The sequence below is a fragment of the Streptomyces sp. NPDC050535 genome (assembly GCF_044457665.1).
In the GTDB taxonomy this organism is placed as follows: domain Bacteria; phylum Actinomycetota; class Actinomycetes; order Streptomycetales; family Streptomycetaceae; genus Streptomyces.
On record NZ_JBITHE010000016.1, the window covers coordinates 25,203 to 40,645 of the forward strand.

Genomic DNA, 15,443 nt, shown 5'->3' on the forward strand with positions numbered 1-15,443 from the left:
GATGCTCGACCATCTGATCAAGGGCGTGACCGTCGTGGACGGGACGGGAGCCCCTTCGTACACCGCGGACGTGGGGATACGGGACGGCCGTATCGCCGTGATCGACAGCGCGGTCACCGAGCCGTCCCGGACGAGCGAGGACGCCGCCGGACTGGTCCTCGCTCCCGGATTCGTCGACCCGCACACGCACTACGACGCCCAGCTCTTCTGGGACCCCTACGCCACCCCGTCCCTGAACCACGGGGTGACGACCGTCGCGGGCGGCAACTGCGGCTTCACGCTGGCCCCTCTGCACCCGGACCGGCCCGAGGACGCCGACTACACCCGCCGGATGATGTCCAAGGTCGAGGGCATGTCCCTGGTGGCTCTGGAGGAGGGCGCACCCTGGAGCTGGCACGGATTCGGGGAGTACCTGGACGCGCTGGAGGGCCGGATCGCCGTCAACGCGGGCTTCATGGTGGGGCATTGCGCGCTGCGGCGGTACGTGATGGGCGCGGACGCGGTGGGCGGGCAGCCGACCGAGGAGCAACTGGCCGAGATGCTGGCCCTGTTCCACGAGGCGATGGCTGCCGGAGCCTGGGGTTTCTCCACCACCCAGTCCTCCACCCACTCCGACGGCGACGGGAAGCCGGTCGCCTCACGGCACGCGCAACCCGCCGAACTGCTGGCCCTCTCCCGCGCGGTGGGCGAACACGAGGGCACGCAGATCGAGGCGATCGTCGCGGGCTGCCTCGACCAGTTCAGCGACGACGAGATCGATCTGTTCGTCGAGATGAGCGCCGCGGCGGGCCGCCCTCTCAACTGGAACGTGCTGACGATCGACGCCTCCGTCCCCGAGCGGGTCCCGCGCCAGTTGGAGGCGAGTGAACGCGCCCGCGAGTCCGGCGGCCGGATCATCGCGCTCACCATGCCGATCCTCACCCCCATGAACATGTCGCTCGGCACCTTCTGCGCGCTGAACCTCATCCCCGGCTGGGGCGAGGTGCTGGCCCTTCCCGTGCCCGAGCGGATCGCCAGGCTGCGCGAGCCGGACGTACGGGCCGAGATGCTGCGCAGGGCCGGCAGCAAGGAGGCGGGCGTCTTCCGGCGGCTCGCCAACTTCGGGCGGTACGTCATCGGGGACACCTACAGTGCCGCGAACGAGGGCCTCACGGGGCGGGTCGTCAACGACATCGCCGCCGAGCGCGGCCAGGAGCCCTTCGAGTGCCTGGTGGAGATCTGCGCTGCCGACGAACTGCGCACGGTGCTCTGGCCGATGCCGACCGACAACGACCCCGACTCCTGGACACTGCGGCAGGAGACCTGGCGGCACGAGGACGTCATGCTCGGCGGCTCCGACGCGGGCGCCCATCTGGACCGCATGTGCGGAGCCCCGTACACGACCCGCTTCATCGGTGACTGCCTGCGCGGGCGGAAACTCGTCGCGCTGGAGCAGGCCGTGAAGATGCTGACGGACGACCCGGCGCGGCTCTTCGGGCTGCGCGGGCGTGGACGCGTGGAGGTGGGGTGGCATGCGGACCTGGTCCTCTTCGACCCGGAGCGGATCGACGCCGGCAAGGCCACTCTGGTGCACGACCTGCCGGGCGACAGTCCGCGTCTGGACTCGAAGGCGATCGGCATAACGGCCGTGTGGGTCAACGGTGTCGAGGCGATACGCCGTGACGTGCCGACCGGCGCCGTGCCGGGAAAGGTGCTGCGCTCGGGGCGGGACACCGAGACGGTGAGCACCAAGTGAGCCAAGGGGCCCACGAACAACGGCTGTTCGTCGGCGGCTCGTGGGTGGCGCCCGAGCACGGGTTCTACGAGGTGACCGACCCGGCGACCGAGCAGGTCGTCGGGCGGGCGCCGGAGGCCTCGCGGGACCAGGCGCACGCGGCCGCCGCCGCGGCCCGCGAGGCCTTCGGGCCGTGGTCGCGCACCCCCGCCGAGGAGCGCGCGGCCGTGCTCGGCCGGGCGGCCGGGATCATCCGGCGCAACCTCCTCCCGTACGCCGAACTCGCCCAGGCCGAGAGCGGCGCCACGACCGGCACCGCGCGGGCGATGCAGGTGGGCGTGGGCATTGCCCGCTTCCGCCGGTACGCGAAGCCCGAGCCCGTCGAGCAGCCGCTGCCACCGCAGATCAACGAGGCCGGGCCGTTCGGCGGGGCGGCCGTGCTGGGCGCCCTGGCCGTACGCCAGCCGGTCGGCGTCGTCACCTGCGTCACCTCGTACAACAACCCCTGGGCCAACCCGGCCGGCAAGATCGCCCCCGCCCTCGCCATGGGCAACACGGTGGTCGTGAAGCCCGCCCCGCAGGACCCCCTGTCCGTGTACCGGATGGCGGAGGCCCTGGAGGCGGCGGGCGTGCCGCCGGGCGTCGTGAACGTGGTCAGCGGCACCGGGGTCGAGGTCGGCGAGGCGGCGGTGGACTCCCCGGACGTGGACATGGTCAGCTTCACCGGTTCGACCGCCGTCGGGCAGCGCATCGCCGAGGTGTGCGGGCGCGGGATGAAGCGGCAGTTGATGGAGCTGGGCGGGAAGGGCGCGGCGGTCGTCTTCGACGACGCGGACCTGGACTCGGCGGTGTCGGGGATCGGCACGACGTTCTCCTTCTACAGCGGGCAGATCTGTACGGCGCCGACCCGGGTGCTGGTGCAACGGGGCCTGCACGACCGGTTCGTCGAGCAACTGGCTTCGTACGCCTCGCACTTGACGGTGGGGGACCCGCGGGAGCCGGGGACGGTGGTCGGTCCGGTGATCTCCGCCGCCCATCGCGACCGGATCGAGTCGTACGTCGAACTCGGCCGGAAGGAGGGCGCGCGGGTGGTCACGGGCGGCGTGCGGCCACCTCTGGACCGCGGCTTCTACGTGGCTCCGACCCTGCTCGCCGACTGCACCCCGGACATGCGGGTGGTCCGCGAGGAGATCTTCGGCCCCGTCGTCGTGGTCCTGCCCTTCGACGACGAGGAGGAGGGCATCGCCCTCGCCAACGACAGCGACTACGGGCTCATCGACTACGTCTGGTCGGGCGACGTGGCCCGCGCCTTCCGCGTCGCCCGCCGGCTCCGCGCGGGCGGCGTCGGCGTCAACACCGTCGGACGGAACATGGAGGCGCCGTTCGGCGGCTTCAAGAAGAGCGGGGTCGGCCGGGACGTGGGGTCGTACGCCCTGCACGCGTACAGCGAGGTGCAGGCGATCGTCTGGCAGGGGTGAGGAGCGGGGCCCTGGCCGGGCGGCGGCCCTCGGCTCGGCGGCGGCCCTCGGCCGGGCGGGCCGCTCTTGGCCGGGCGGGTCACTCGTAGCTCGGCGGAAACCCGCGGCTGGGCGGGTCACCGCCGGCCCGGCGGTTCACCCCTGCCCGGCCCGCCGGGTCAGGGCAACCCGACGTCGAAGAGGCCCGGCAGCCCCGATTCCGGGTCCGCCGCGGTGCCCGTGTTCGCCACGGGGACACCGGCGGATCGCGACGGGGCTCGCCCTTCGCCCACCCGGTCGAGCCGAAGGAACCTTCGTGCGGAGCCCTGAGCGCTGGGATGCGCCCTTTGCTCGGGGCCCGGTCCGCACCAGCTCCTGGACCGGGGAGAGCGCCGGCCCGCCCGTGACCGTAGCGTCGCTACGGTCACGGGTAGCGTCGATACCGCAACGGTGGTAGCGTTGTTTCTGTCGGGGAGCGGAAGCCGCTGCCCCACCGGGACAAGGAGCACCTCATGAGTGAGCAGCCCAGCACCTCCACCCGCCGCGTCGCCGTCGTCACCGGAGGGTCCCGCGGGATCGGCCGGGAGACCGCCGAACGCCTGGCGTCCGAGGGGTTCGCGGTCGTCGTCAACTACGCGGGCAACGAGGCCGAGGCCGGCAAGGCCGTCGCCGCGATCACCGAGGCGGGCGGCCAGGCGATCGCCGTCCGCGCCGACGTGGCCGACGAGACCGAGGTCGCGGCCCTCTTCGACACGGCGGAGAGCACGTACGGCGGGGTCGACGTCGTCGTCCACGCGGCCGGTGTCATGACGCTGTCCCCGCTGGTGGACCTCGACCTCGACGCCCTCGACCGCATGCACCGCACCAACATCCGCGGCACGTTCGTCGTCGACCAGCAGGCCGCGCGCCGGCTGCGCGAGGGCGGCGCGATCATCAACTTCTCCAGCACGGTCCTGGCACTGGCGATCCCCGGATACACCGCGTACGCCGCCACCAAGGGCGCCGTCGAGGCCATCACCCTGATCCTCGCCCGCGAGATGCGCGGCCGGGACATCACGGTGAACGCCGTCGCCCCCGGCCCCACCGCCACCGCCCTGTTCCTGGACGGCAAGGACGAGGAGACCATCGCGCGGATGGCCGCGCAGCCGCCGCTGGAGCGCCTCGGCACCCCGCAGGACATCGCCGGGGTCGTGGCCTTCCTCGCCGGTCCGGCCGGCCGCTGGGTCAACGGCCAGGTGCTCCGCGCCAACGGCGGCATCGCGTAAGCGCAACCTCCCTCGATCCCACAGGAGTTCAGTCATGTCCACCGACACAGGCAGGACGATCGTCATCACCGGAGCCGGTTCCGGCTTCGGCGCCCTCTCCGCCCGCGCGCTCGCCCGCGCCGGGCACACCGTCTACGCCGCGATGCGTGACATATCCGGCCGCAACGCTGAACGGGTCACCGAGGCCGCGGCCCACGCCGCCGAACACCAGGTGGACCTGCGTACGGTCGAACTGGACGTCCTCTCCCAGGAGTCGGCGGACGCGGCGGTCGCCACGATCCTGGCCGAGGCCGGCGCCCTGGACGTGGTCGTGCACAACGCGGGCCACATGGTGACCGGCCCGACGGAGGCCTTCACCCCGGAGGAACTGGCCGCGGTGTACGACACGAACGTGCTGGGCACCCAGCGGGTCAACCGGGCCGCACTGCCGCACCTGCGGACACAGGGCCACGGCCTGGTGCTGTGGGTCGGCTCCTCGTCCACGCGCGGCGGCACCCCGCCGTATCTGGGGCCGTACTTCGCCGCGAAGGCCGCGATGGACGCGCTCGCGGTGTCGTACGCCGCCGAACTGGCCCGCTTCGACATCGAGACGACCATCGTCGTGCCGGGCTCCTTCACCTCCGGCACCAACCACTTCGCCACCGGCGGCCACCCCGCCGAACAGACCGTGATCCCGGCGTACGAGGAGCGCTACGCGGGCCTGATGGACCAGGTCTCGCAACGCCTGGCCGCCCTCGCGCCCGCCGACGCGGACGTGTCCCAGGTGGCCGACGCGATCGTCGAGGTCGTCGGCACCCCGCACGGAAAGCGCCCGTTCCGGGTGCACGTCGACCCGGCGAACGACGGCTCCGAGGAGGTCAGCCTCGTCGCGGACCGCGTCCGCGCCGAGTTCCTGGAGCGGATCGGCCTGGACGACCTCCTGGCCCCGCACCTCGCCGGCCGGCCGGGAGTCTGACCACGTGACGTCCGTTAACGTCGCTGTCGTGAGTACGAAAGCGCGCATACTCGAAGTGGCGGCCAGGCTGGTCGCGGAGTCCCCGGACGGTGATGTCTCGACCCGGGCGGTCTGCGAGGCGGCCGGGGTCGGTGCCCCGGCGCTCTACCGTCACTTCGGGGACAAGGAAGGCCTGTTGTCGGCGGTCGTCGACCACGGCTGGGACAAGTACCTGGCGACCAAGCGCGACCGCGCCCCCGGCACGGACCCCGTCCAGGACCTGCGCGAAGGCTGGGACAGCCACACCGAGTTCGCCCTCCAGAACCCGAACCTCTACCGCCTGATGAACTCCCCGGCGATGCGCACACCCCCGGCCGCGGCCCTGGAGTCCCACCGGATCCTCACCTCCGACCTCCGACGAGCCGCCGAACAGGGCAAGTTGCGTCTCGCCCCGGAGCTCGCCGCACAGATGATCATGTCCGCGAACGTCGGCGTCGCCCTGATGCTGGTCTCCCGCCCGGCGACCTTCCCCGACGCGACGGTGGCACGGCGGGTGCGGGACGCGGTGCACGCGGTGGTCTTCACGCCGGACGCGATGAACTCCCCCACGGCACCGGCTCCCGACACCGACAGGGCCCACGTCGCCGCCACGGCCGCCCGTCTCAACGCCCTCCTGCACCAGTCGACGCCCCCGACCCTCACCCCGGCCGAGACGACGCTCCTGACAGAGTGGCTGAACCGCCTCTCGAACGAGTGACGGTGAGGGTGAAGGGGAGCGGATGACACAGGCCACGTTTCGCATCGGCGGCGACCTGAACGTGGGGCGGCTCGGGTTCGGAGCCATGCGGCTGCCGACCGGTCCGGGACCGGACCGCGAGGCCGCCATCGGGGTCGCCCGGCGGGCCGTCGAACTGGGCGTCACGCTGATCGACACCGCCCACCTGTACGGCTGGGGAGCCAACGAGGAACTCCTCGCCGAGGCCCTGCACCCCTACCCGGACGGGCTGTTGATCACCACCAAGGTCGGTGTCGCGCGCTCGGAGTCGACGGGCGAGTGGGGTCTTGACGGCCGCCCGGCCGTGCTGCGCGCTCAGGTCGACACGGCCCTGCGCCGGCTCCGCGTCGACCGGATCGAGCTGCTCCAGCTCCACCGCATCGATCCTGAGACCCCGCTCGCCGACCAGCTCGGCACGCTGCGGGAGCTCCGGGCCGAGGGCAAGGTGGGCCGGATCGGTCTGTCCGAGGTGACCGTCACCGAACTCGACCGGTCACGGGAGATCGTCGACATCGCCAGCGTCCAGAACCGCTACAACCTGCTCGACCGGGAGTACGAGCCCGTTCTCGCGGCCTGCGAGGCGGCGGGCATCGCGTTCCTGCCGTGGCGGCCGGTCGCGGCGGGAGACTCCGGAGCGAGGGCCGAGGTCGCCGCCGTCGCCTCCGAACTCGACGCCACCCCCACCCAGCTCTCCCTGGCCTGGCTCCTGGCCCACTCACCGGTCATCCTCCCGATCCCGGGCACCGCCCGCGTCGACCACCTGGAGGAGAACCTCGCCGCCACCCGCCTCCGACCGACCCCCGGGCAACTGGCCCGCCTCGACGGGCTGTTCGAGCAGGGAGAACGGCGAGAGGGCTGACGGCACCGCGCGCCGTGCGATTGCCGGGCGTTGCGGACCCGTACGCCGTCCAGGTGCCAGGTGCTGCGGACCCGCATCAGGCCCGTGGTGGGCGGCTTACTTGTCGCGGGTCTCCGCGAGGGTGTGGGCGACGAGGGCGTTGGCGTGGCCGTGGCCCAGACCGTGCTCGGCCTTGAGCCAGTTCACGAGCTCCATGTGCTTGGTCAGCGGCGAGGAGCGGACAAGGTCCTTCCACTCCGCTATCGGGCGGCCGTACTTCTTCTCGATGGAAGGGAAGTAGCCGGCAGGGCCCTTGACGGTGTCGGTCATGTCGGCGGTGTCCCGTCTGTCTGCGCTCGATGTTCCTGGACTGCTCTGGCCGCGCCACGTCCGTCCGGCCGCGGGGCGGTGTTGTCACTCGTAGGACCGGTGGGCGCGACTCGGATCATCGGCCGCTGGAGGTGTGCCGCGTCACATTTCGGCTCAGCCGTCCGTCAGATCAACCCGCACCGTCAGCAGGTTCGTCCCGACCGCGCGCACCGCGACGCTGTTGAACCGGGGCAGAGACCTGAGCCGTTCGCGGGCGTCGTCCTGGGCCAACAAGTGGGCCGTGCCGTGGTGCCAACGCCCCTTGACGCGGACCCGGACCCTCGGATCGGCCTTGATGTTCCGCACGTACTGCGACTTCTCGCCGTACTCCGACACGATCCAGAACTCCCGCCCGACGCGCCGCCCGCCGACCGGCGTCCGGCGCGGCAGCCCCGACTTCCGCCCCGTGGTCTCCAGAAGCGTCTGAGTCGGCAGCAGCTTCATGACCGGGTTCCCGACCCGCCGCTGAAGCGACGTGACGACGCGGAACTTGAGCTCGTGGTGTCGCGGCATATGAGGGCTCTTTTCGTTGGCGGACTCCGGAGGTCGGCTCTGGCTTCTTCTCGAGTGCCCGGAGGAGAGCGCCGGAGGTGTCCGGGTGGGCCGAGAGTATGCCCCCGGCGGGGTCGCCGCGCTCGGTCGGCTGGACCGTGTCCGCGGTGGCGGCGACGTGGAGGCAGGCCTCGCCCTGAGCGCGGCAGGGGCGGCAAGCTGCCGTGGGCGGAGTGCGCTCGCGAGAGGGCGGGGCGTTGACCGAGCGGGCCGGTCAACGCCCCAGGAAGATCGGGTTCGTGAACGCCGCCAGCGCCCCCGGCAGCGGCGGGAGCAGGACCGCGTGGCGGAGTTCGGCCCGTACGTACGCCGCGTACGAAGCCGTCGTACGCCACTCGACCGTGCCGGAGCCGTCCGCCGGCAGCGGGGCGCCGGTGAACAGGACGCCCTGGTCGGTGACGAAACGGACCGTGCAGCCGGGTGCGCCGGTGACTTCCAGGCGGATCGTGACCGGGGTGTCCCTGCCGACCTTCAGCCGCTCCCCGATGCCCGCGTGCTCGCCCTTCGACCCGGACGCCGTGAAGGCGAGCGACACCGACCTGGACTCCGCCACGTACGAGCGGCCCGCCCGGATGCCCGCCTGGATGTCCTCGCGGGTCAGGTCGTCGGCGAGGACGACCGTCTGGGGGGTGCCGACCGGGTCGGGGTCGCGGTGGGCGTCGCTGTTGCCCATCGCCGGGATCCAGCCACGGCCCTCCCGCACCGACGCCACCAGCATGCCGTCCCAGTCCGCGAGGGCGATCTCGTCGTCGGCGGTGTACGCGCCGTTCCACACCTCGACCGCGTCCGCCTCCCCGAAGCCGAACTTCCAGTTGCAGCCGATGCAGGTGGCGTGCGGGTGGGCCGGGACGACCAGACCGCCGGAACGGCGGATCTCCCGGGCGTACTTGCCGAACCGGTTGTCGCGGGCGCGGTAACGCCAGTCGACGAAGGTGCCGGGGTCGGTGCCGAGGGCGAGGACATGACCGTTGCGCGTCGTGACCTCCTCACCGAGCATGACCAGCAGGTCGTCACCCGCCTCGTCCGCCCAATGGGCGTGCCCGGACTGGGTGTTGTGCTCGGAGGTGTTGATGAAGTCCAGCCCCGCGGCACGGGCGAGGGCCGCGATCTCGGCCGGGGTGCGGCGGCCGTCCGAGTACCAGGAGTGCAGGTGGCAGTCGCCGCGGTACCAGGCGCGGCCCCTGCCCTTGGCACGCGAGGGCGGGTACACCGGCCTCACGACGGCGCCGGGCTCCCCGTACGTCAGTGTGATCGTGATCACGTAAGGCAGTCCCTGCGGCGACACCGTGTACGGGCCGAGGGCGATGTACCAGGTGCCCTCGTGGACCCGGCCCGGGATGTAGCCCGGCGTCGCCTCGTCGGCGCGGATGAAGAACTCCGTGCGGGCGCCGCCCGACCAGCCGCGGAAGCCCTTGCCGCCGAGCTCGGTGCCGCGTTCGTCGAAGACGCCGATGTCGAGGGCGTTGCCCTGGGTGCCGGCCGGGACGGACGGCCTCTCGTAGCTGTACGCGACCTTGATCTCCCGCACGCCGGGCGGCACTTCGACGGGGAGGTACACGAAGTCCGGCGAGCCGGTGGGCAGCGTGCCGCGCACCGTCCTCGTCTCCTGCTCGCTCGCCGCTTCCGCGTCGTACCCCGGTGAGAAGGTCACGCTTCCCAACGTAAGCGCGGCGGCCCCTCCCGTCACGATCAGAGCGCGTCTGCCCATGCCGTCGATTCCGTCCGTGCCGTGCGTGTCCTCACACATGCTGCTGCTCCCAAGACGTCGTGACCGACATGCGTGGTGGGGCTGGGGAATGCCGTGCGGGTGGCATGTACAGGGTCGTGTCCGGCCGTGAACTGCGGTACAAGGGAAAGGGATCCACACCTTTCGCTCAGACACAGAGGACGTGCCCGGTGCGTGGCTTCGTGCGGGGGGTGTGGCTGGTGTGGCCGGTGTGCCCGCAGTGGGGCGGGTGGCGCGCAGCGCGTGGGGGTGGGCCGTGGCGGTAGCCGTCGGCGCTCGCCCGGGCCGATGGCGGGGCCTACGGATAGCCATGCCCGCACCGGCCGCCGGCTATCCCCGCCCCTCAGGGGCCGGTGGCAGCCGACGGCCGCCCGTGCCCGTAGCCGAGTGGGCGGGGCCCCGCCAGTGGCAGCCTGTAACGCCCCCGCCGCATCGCCCTGCCGTGGTGGAGGAATACGCCCGCGTGCTGTAGCCCCTGATCACCGCGATCGTATGCTCGAAGGATGACGACTTCCGCGACCTCTGGAACCGGCCCGACCGAGAACTCCATGCGTCGCGCCCTCAAACGTGCCCGTGAGGGCGTCGCCCTCGACGTCACCGAGGCCGCGGTGCTGCTCCAGGCCCGCGGCGCCGACCTCGACGACCTCACCGCGTCCGCCGCCCGGGTGCGGGACGCGGGCCTGGCGGCGGCGGGCCGCCCCGGCGTCATCACGTACTCCAAGAGCGTCTTCATCCCGCTCACCCGCCTGTGCCGGGACAAATGCCACTACTGCACCTTCGTCACCGTCCCCGGCAAGCTGCGCCGGGCCGGCCACGGGATGTTCATGTCCCCGGACGAGGTCCTCGACATCGCCCGCCGCGGGGCCGCCCTCGGCTGCAAGGAAGCGCTGATCACCCTCGGCGACAAGCCCGAGGACCGCTGGCCCGAGGCGCGCGAGTGGCTGGACGCGCACGGGTACGACGACACGATCGCGTACGTACGGGCCATCTCGATCCGCATCCTGGAGGAGACGGGCCTGCTGCCCCACCTCAACCCGGGGGTCATGACCTGGACCGACTTCCAGCGGCTGAAGCCGGTGGCCCCGTCGATGGGCATGATGCTGGAGACCACCGCCACCCGCCTGTGGTCCGAACCGGGCGGCCCGCACCACGGCTCGCCGGACAAGGAGCCCGCCGTACGGCTGCGGGTGCTGGAGGACGCAGGCCGGTCCTCCGTCCCGTTCACCAGCGGGATCCTGATCGGGATCGGGGAGTCGTACGAGGAGCGCGCCGACTCCCTCTTCGCGCTCAGGCGGGTGTCGAGGGCGTACCACGGCATCCAGGAACTGATCATCCAGAACTTCCGCGCCAAGCCGGACACGGCCATGCGCGGCATGCCGGACGCGGAGCTGGACGAGCTGGTCGCCACGGTCGCCGTGGCCCGGCACATCATGGGCCCCGCGGCCTGCCTCCAGGCGCCGCCGAACCTGGTGGACTCCGAGTACGCGCGGCTGATCGGCGCGGGGATCGACGACTGGGGCGGGGTCTCACCGCTGACGATCGACCACGTGAACCCGGAGCGCCCGTGGCCGAAGATCGACCTGCTGCGTGGGCAGTCCGCCGAGGCGGGCTTCGAACTGCGCGAACGCCTCTGCGTCTACCCGGAGTTCGTGCAGCGGGGCGAGCCGTGGCTGGACCCCCGGCTGCTGCCGCACGTACGGGCGCTGGCCGATCCGGCGTCGGGGCTCGCCCTGCCGGACGCGGTCGTCGAGGGGCACCCGTGGCAGGAGCCCGAGGAGGCGTTCACCTCGTCCGGGCGTACGGACCTGCACGTGTCGATCGACACCGAGGGCCGCACCGGCGACCGCCGCGAGGACTACGACCACGTCTACGGCGACTGGGAGGCACTGCGGGAGGCGGCGGCGCCCGGGATGGTGCCGTCCCGCATCGACACGGACGTACGGGCCGCGCTGGCGACGGCCGCCGACGACCCGACCCGCCTGAGCGACGACGAGGCGCTGGCGCTGCTGCACGCGGACGGCCCCGCCCTCGACGCCCTCTGCCTCATCGCGGACGACGTCCGCAAGTCGGCGGTCGGCGACGACGTCACCTACATCGTCACCAGGAACATCAACTTCACCAACGTCTGCTACACCGGCTGCCGCTTCTGCGCCTTCGCCCAGCGCCGCACGGACGCCGACGCCTACACCCTGTCCCTGGACCAGGTCGCCGACCGCGCCCAACAGGCCTGGGACGTCGGGGCCGTCGAGGTCTGCATGCAGGGCGGGATCCACCCCGACCTCCCCGGCACCGCCTACTTCGACATCGCCCGCGCGGTGAAGGAACGCGTCCCCGGCATGCACGTGCACGCCTTCTCCCCGATGGAGGTGGTGAACGGCGCGACCCGCACCGGCATGTCCATCCGCGAGTGGCTGTCGGCGGCGAAGGAGGCCGGCCTCGACTCCATCCCCGGCACCGCCGCCGAGATCCTCGACGACGAGGTCCGCTGGGTCCTGACGAAGGGCAAACTCCCCACAGCGACGTGGATCGAGGTCGTCACGACGGCCCACGAACTCGGTATCCGCTCCTCCTCCACGATGATGTACGGCCATGTCGACCAGCCCCGCCACTGGCTCGGCCACTTCCGCACCCTGTCCCGCATCCAGCAACAGACCGGCGGATTCACCGAGTTCGTCACCCTCCCCTTCATCCACACCAACGCGCCCGTCTACCTCGCGGGGATCGCCCGCCCCGGCCCCACCATGAGGGACAACCGCGCGGTCATCGCCATGGCCCGTCTCCTCCTCCACCCGCACATCCCCAACATCCAGACCAGCTGGGTCAAGCTGGGCACCGAGGGCGCGGCCGAGATGCTCCGCTCCGGCGCCAACGACCTCGGCGGCACCCTGATGGAGGAGACCATCTCCCGCATGGCGGGCTCCAGTTACGGCTCCTACAAGTCCGTCAGGGAACTCGTCGCGGTGGCCGAGGCGGCGGGCCGCCCGGCGAAGCCGCGCACGACGTTCTACGGCGAGGTCCCGCAGGAACGCCAGACGTCGGCCGCGGCTTCCGACGGTCATCTGCCGGAACTGCTACCGGTGTTGGACTGAGCGCGGGGGCAGGTCAGGCGTGGTGGAGCCCGGGCGCGGTGAAGCTCAGGTGCGTCGGATCGAGGGCGCGTAGGAAGTCGGGGGCGTCGAAGAGTTCGGCTGCCGCGGCGACGCCGGTCCGGCGGGCCCGGCCGTCGAGGATCCGCTCGGCGGCCTCCACGACGATGGGTGCGGTAACCGCGTAGATGTCCCGGCCGGACGCGGTGGCGCGTCGTCGCGTGCCGGCCCTGTGCGCGACCACGTCGACGAGGAAGGTCTGTGCCGAGCGCCCGTCGGCGTCCACCGCGGTGGGCGGGGGAGTCGCGGGGTCGCTCAGGTCGCGGAGCGGCGCCTGGGTCATGCAGACCCGGATCTCCGGGACGCGCAGATGGCGGGAGACGGTGACCTGGTCGGCGGTGGACAGCTCGGTGACCTGCTGGTCGCCCAGCGGGCCGGGGAACCGCCAGGTGTACGCCGGTGCGGGCCCCGTGGGCGCGGTGAGGCGGTTGCCGGTGAAGACCAGGTGGCGGCCGGCGTTGCGCCGCACGGTCCTGCGGGTGCCCTCGGTCGGCTGCCAGCTGTCGAGGGCGATCGCGATCGTGAGGTCGTCGGCGTCCGGCCAGTCGCCCATCGCCGCGTCGGCCAGCAGGTCGCCGAGACCGCCGTAGAACGCCATCGCCGGGGCGACCACCACCCCCGCGTCACGGGCCTGGTCGGCACGTTGCTCGAAGGTCTCCAGGACGGTCGCCTGCTCCGCGGCCACGTCCAGACAGGGGATTCGGGCGCGCAGCGCCGCGTCGACGACGGGAAGCGCGGTGTCGGCGAAGGGGCCGGCACAGTTGATGACCGCCTCCGCGCCCGCCAGCGCGCGGTCCAGGGACGACGGATCCGGCCCGGCGAGGGACGCGACCCGGGTCTCCGCCCCGCCATGGGCCCGGGCGGCGGCCTGGAGCCTGGCCGGGTCCCGGCCGACGAGCAGGGGGATGTGGCCGCGCCGGCGCAGCTCCCCGACGACGAAGGCGCCCGTGTGCCCGTAGGCGCCGACGACCGCGACCGTCCGCTGTTTCGTGTTCATACGGCCATGATCATGGCCTTGGACGCCGGGTACGAGTGGCCGAAACGACGAGATGCGTACACTTTCGGACGTGACGTCCGTGATGCTGGCGGTCTACGACGGGGCGATGCTGTTCGAGGCCGCCGCGGCCTGCGAGGTGTTCGGCGTCGACCGCGAACTGACCGACGACTGGTACGACTTCCGGGTCTGCGCGCCGCCGGAGGCCCGGCTGACCGGCGGCTGGCTGCGGGTCGACACCCCGCACGGCTTCGACGCGCTCGCGGACGCGGACACCGTCATCGTGCCGGCCTGCGGCGATGTCGAGGCCGACCCGCCGGCCGACCTGGTGGACGCCGTGCGCGCGGCCCATGACCGAGGGGCCCGGCTCGTGTCCCTGTGCACCGGGGCGTTCGTGCTGGCCGCGGCCGGAGTGCTGGACGGCCGCCGCGCCACCACGCACTGGGAGCACACGGCCCTGCTCGCGGCCCGTCATCCCCGTGTCGAGGTCGACCCGGACGTCCTCTACATCGACGACCGGAGCGTGCTGACCTCGGCGGGCAAGGCCGCCGGGATGGATCTGTGCCTGCACATCGTCACCGCCGACCACGGCGCCGCGGTCGCCAACGAGCTGGCCCGCCGGCTGGTGGTCCCGGCCCGTCGCGCCGGCGGCCAGGCCCAGTTCATCGCCGTACCGGCGGTCGCCGACACCGGCCACGCGTTCGCGGAGCTGCTGCACTGGGTGAGCGGGCGGCTGCACGAGCCGTTGACCGTGCCCGACCTGGCCCGCCAGGTGAACATGAGCACCCGGAACCTGACCCGCCGCTTCGCCGCGGCCACCGGCACCACTCCGCTGCGCTGGCTGCACACCCAGCGCATCCACCGGGCCCAGGAACTCCTCGAAACCACCGACGACAGTGTCGAACTCATCGCCTCCCGCACCGGCATGGGCACCGCGGCCACCCTGCGCCGGCACTTCCACCGGGCCCTCGGCGTGCCCCCGGACGTCTACCGGCGCACGTTCCGCAGCCGCCCCGCGGGCTGACGCCCGCGGGGAGACCACGGCAGGGACCGGCGAAGAACCCGCGGGGCGTACGTCATCCGGTGGCCGGATCGGTGGCGCGCCGCCCCGCCGGCAGGTGAATGACCAACAGCACGATCCCGCTCAGCACGAACACCCGCATCGCGGCGTCGAGACCGTTCCAGTCGCCCGACTGCCACATGGAGAACCACTCCCCGCCGACGCCCACGAAACCGGCACCGAACAGCAGCATCAGCATCAGCAGCCCGAGGGTGGAGACCGAGCGGGCCCGGGTGTCGTCACGCCGGGCCCACAGATACGTGCCGGCGAGGAGAACGAGGGCCGCGAGCGTCTCCCAGACGATGATCGCGACGTACACCACGTCCTGCCAGGTATGTGACGTGACGGCCCGCCACATCACGTCGTCGTCCTTGAACGTCGTGTCCATCGCGAGCACATGACGGACGAACTCCTGGTTGGTACCGAAGTCGGTGATGTTCCCGAAGGCGACGAGGGTGATGTAGAGGGCGACCGTGGCCGTGAGGAGGGTGGAGGTGAGGTGGAGGACGGTGGAGTGAGGGGTTCTGGAGAGCGGCATGTGCCCACTATGGCCGACACCTCGCACGGCCAACACCCGGCCCTTTTCCGGTGTTTGGGACAGACTGGAGCCCGG

At 72.2% G+C, this 15,443-nt stretch carries 13 protein-coding genes; 8 read left to right on the plus strand and 5 right to left on the minus strand.

Annotated elements, in window-relative coordinates; translation table 11 throughout:
* Position 1 precedes the first annotated feature (1 nt).
* From ACIBLC_RS29640 to ACIBLC_RS29665, 6 genes are all read left to right on the plus strand, one after another.
* Positions 2-1,735, plus strand: a complete 1,734-nt coding sequence (locus ACIBLC_RS29640) for an amidohydrolase family protein (protein ID WP_399214358.1) — start codon at positions 2-4, stop codon at positions 1,733-1,735.
* Entirely contained in the window at positions 1,732-3,192 is a 1,461-nt protein-coding gene (locus ACIBLC_RS29645; RefSeq protein ID WP_399214359.1) for an aldehyde dehydrogenase family protein, read from the plus strand. Before ACIBLC_RS29640 ends, ACIBLC_RS29645 begins: the two co-directional genes overlap by 4 nt.
* 491 nt (positions 3,193-3,683) lie before the next feature.
* A complete protein-coding gene (locus tag ACIBLC_RS29650) occupies positions 3,684-4,436 on the plus strand; it encodes an SDR family oxidoreductase (protein WP_399214360.1) in 753 nt (250 codons plus the stop codon).
* Between the two features lie 34 nt (positions 4,437-4,470).
* Positions 4,471-5,391, plus strand: a complete 921-nt coding sequence (locus ACIBLC_RS29655) for an SDR family NAD(P)-dependent oxidoreductase (protein ID WP_399214361.1) — start codon at positions 4,471-4,473, stop codon at positions 5,389-5,391.
* A 28-nt stretch (positions 5,392-5,419) separates the two neighbouring features.
* Complete coding sequence (locus ACIBLC_RS29660) at positions 5,420-6,127, plus strand: TetR/AcrR family transcriptional regulator (protein ID WP_399214362.1); 708 nt, start codon at positions 5,420-5,422, stop codon at positions 6,125-6,127.
* Between the two features lie 22 nt (positions 6,128-6,149).
* Complete coding sequence (locus ACIBLC_RS29665) at positions 6,150-7,004, plus strand: aldo/keto reductase (RefSeq protein ID WP_399214363.1); 855 nt, start codon at positions 6,150-6,152, stop codon at positions 7,002-7,004.
* Between the two features lie 96 nt (positions 7,005-7,100).
* Here the strand turns inward: ACIBLC_RS29665 and ACIBLC_RS29670 are convergent, their stop codons facing one another.
* The 3 genes from ACIBLC_RS29670 to ACIBLC_RS29680 all read right to left on the minus strand — a co-directional run bounded on the left by ACIBLC_RS29670 (position 7,101) and on the right by ACIBLC_RS29680 (position 9,651).
* Positions 7,101-7,313, minus strand: coding sequence for a DUF4287 domain-containing protein (locus tag ACIBLC_RS29670; protein WP_399214364.1), 213 nt, complete (start codon positions 7,311-7,313; stop codon positions 7,101-7,103).
* A 153-nt stretch (positions 7,314-7,466) separates the two neighbouring features.
* Positions 7,467-7,865 carry a nitroreductase/quinone reductase family protein gene (locus ACIBLC_RS29675; RefSeq protein WP_399214365.1) on the minus strand — a complete coding sequence of 133 codons (399 nt, stop codon included), beginning with the start codon at positions 7,863-7,865 and terminating at the stop codon, positions 7,467-7,469.
* 253 nt (positions 7,866-8,118) lie between these two features.
* Positions 8,119-9,651: a CehA/McbA family metallohydrolase gene (locus ACIBLC_RS29680; RefSeq protein ID WP_399214367.1), complete on the minus strand. Its 1,533-nt coding sequence runs from the start codon at positions 9,649-9,651 to the stop codon at positions 8,119-8,121.
* A 482-nt stretch (positions 9,652-10,133) separates the two neighbouring features.
* Here ACIBLC_RS29680 and ACIBLC_RS29685 point away from each other — a divergent pair, with 482 nt between their 5' ends.
* A complete protein-coding gene (locus ACIBLC_RS29685) occupies positions 10,134-12,719 on the plus strand; it encodes a bifunctional FO biosynthesis protein CofGH (RefSeq protein WP_399214368.1) in 2,586 nt (861 codons plus the stop codon).
* Between the two features lie 13 nt (positions 12,720-12,732).
* On the opposite strand, the gene ACIBLC_RS29690 is transcribed toward ACIBLC_RS29685, so the two are convergent.
* The gene (locus tag ACIBLC_RS29690) at positions 12,733-13,773 is read right to left on the minus strand and encodes a saccharopine dehydrogenase family protein (protein WP_399214369.1); all 1,041 of its coding nucleotides are present in this window, start codon (positions 13,771-13,773) and stop codon (positions 12,733-12,735) included.
* A gap of 70 nt (positions 13,774-13,843) precedes the next feature.
* On the opposite strand from ACIBLC_RS29690, the gene ACIBLC_RS29695 reads away from it, so the two are divergent.
* Complete coding sequence (locus tag ACIBLC_RS29695; RefSeq protein ID WP_399214370.1) at positions 13,844-14,794, plus strand: helix-turn-helix domain-containing protein; 951 nt, start codon at positions 13,844-13,846, stop codon at positions 14,792-14,794.
* A 52-nt stretch (positions 14,795-14,846) separates the two neighbouring features.
* Here the strand turns inward: ACIBLC_RS29695 and ACIBLC_RS29700 are convergent, their stop codons facing one another.
* Positions 14,847-15,368, minus strand: coding sequence for a DUF2165 domain-containing protein (locus ACIBLC_RS29700; protein WP_399214371.1), 522 nt, complete (start codon positions 15,366-15,368; stop codon positions 14,847-14,849).
* Between the last annotated feature and the right edge of the window lie 75 nt (positions 15,369-15,443).

What these genes read in the sequence shown, in the direction of transcription:
- ACIBLC_RS29640 (WP_399214358.1), top strand. Translation starts at nt 2, where the DNA reads ATGCTCGACCATCTGATCAAGGGCGTGACCGTCGTGGACGGGACGGGA.
- ACIBLC_RS29650 (WP_399214360.1), top strand. Translation starts at nt 3,684, where the DNA reads ATGAGTGAGCAGCCCAGCACCTCCACCCGCCGCGTCGCCGTCGTCACC.
- ACIBLC_RS29655 (WP_399214361.1), top strand. Translation starts at nt 4,471, where the DNA reads ATGTCCACCGACACAGGCAGGACGATCGTCATCACCGGAGCCGGTTCC.
- ACIBLC_RS29665 (WP_399214363.1), top strand. Translation starts at nt 6,150, where the DNA reads ATGACACAGGCCACGTTTCGCATCGGCGGCGACCTGAACGTGGGGCGG.
- ACIBLC_RS29670 (WP_399214364.1), bottom strand. Translation starts at nt 7,313, where the DNA reads ATGACCGACACCGTCAAGGGCCCTGCCGGCTACTTCCCTTCCATCGAG.
- ACIBLC_RS29675 (WP_399214365.1), bottom strand. Translation starts at nt 7,865, where the DNA reads ATGCCGCGACACCACGAGCTCAAGTTCCGCGTCGTCACGTCGCTTCAG.
- ACIBLC_RS29680 (WP_399214367.1), bottom strand. Translation starts at nt 9,651, where the DNA reads ATGTGTGAGGACACGCACGGCACGGACGGAATCGACGGCATGGGCAGA.
- ACIBLC_RS29685 (WP_399214368.1), top strand. Translation starts at nt 10,134, where the DNA reads ATGACGACTTCCGCGACCTCTGGAACCGGCCCGACCGAGAACTCCATG.
- ACIBLC_RS29690 (WP_399214369.1), bottom strand. Translation starts at nt 13,773, where the DNA reads ATGAACACGAAACAGCGGACGGTCGCGGTCGTCGGCGCCTACGGGCAC.
- ACIBLC_RS29700 (WP_399214371.1), bottom strand. Translation starts at nt 15,368, where the DNA reads ATGCCGCTCTCCAGAACCCCTCACTCCACCGTCCTCCACCTCACCTCC.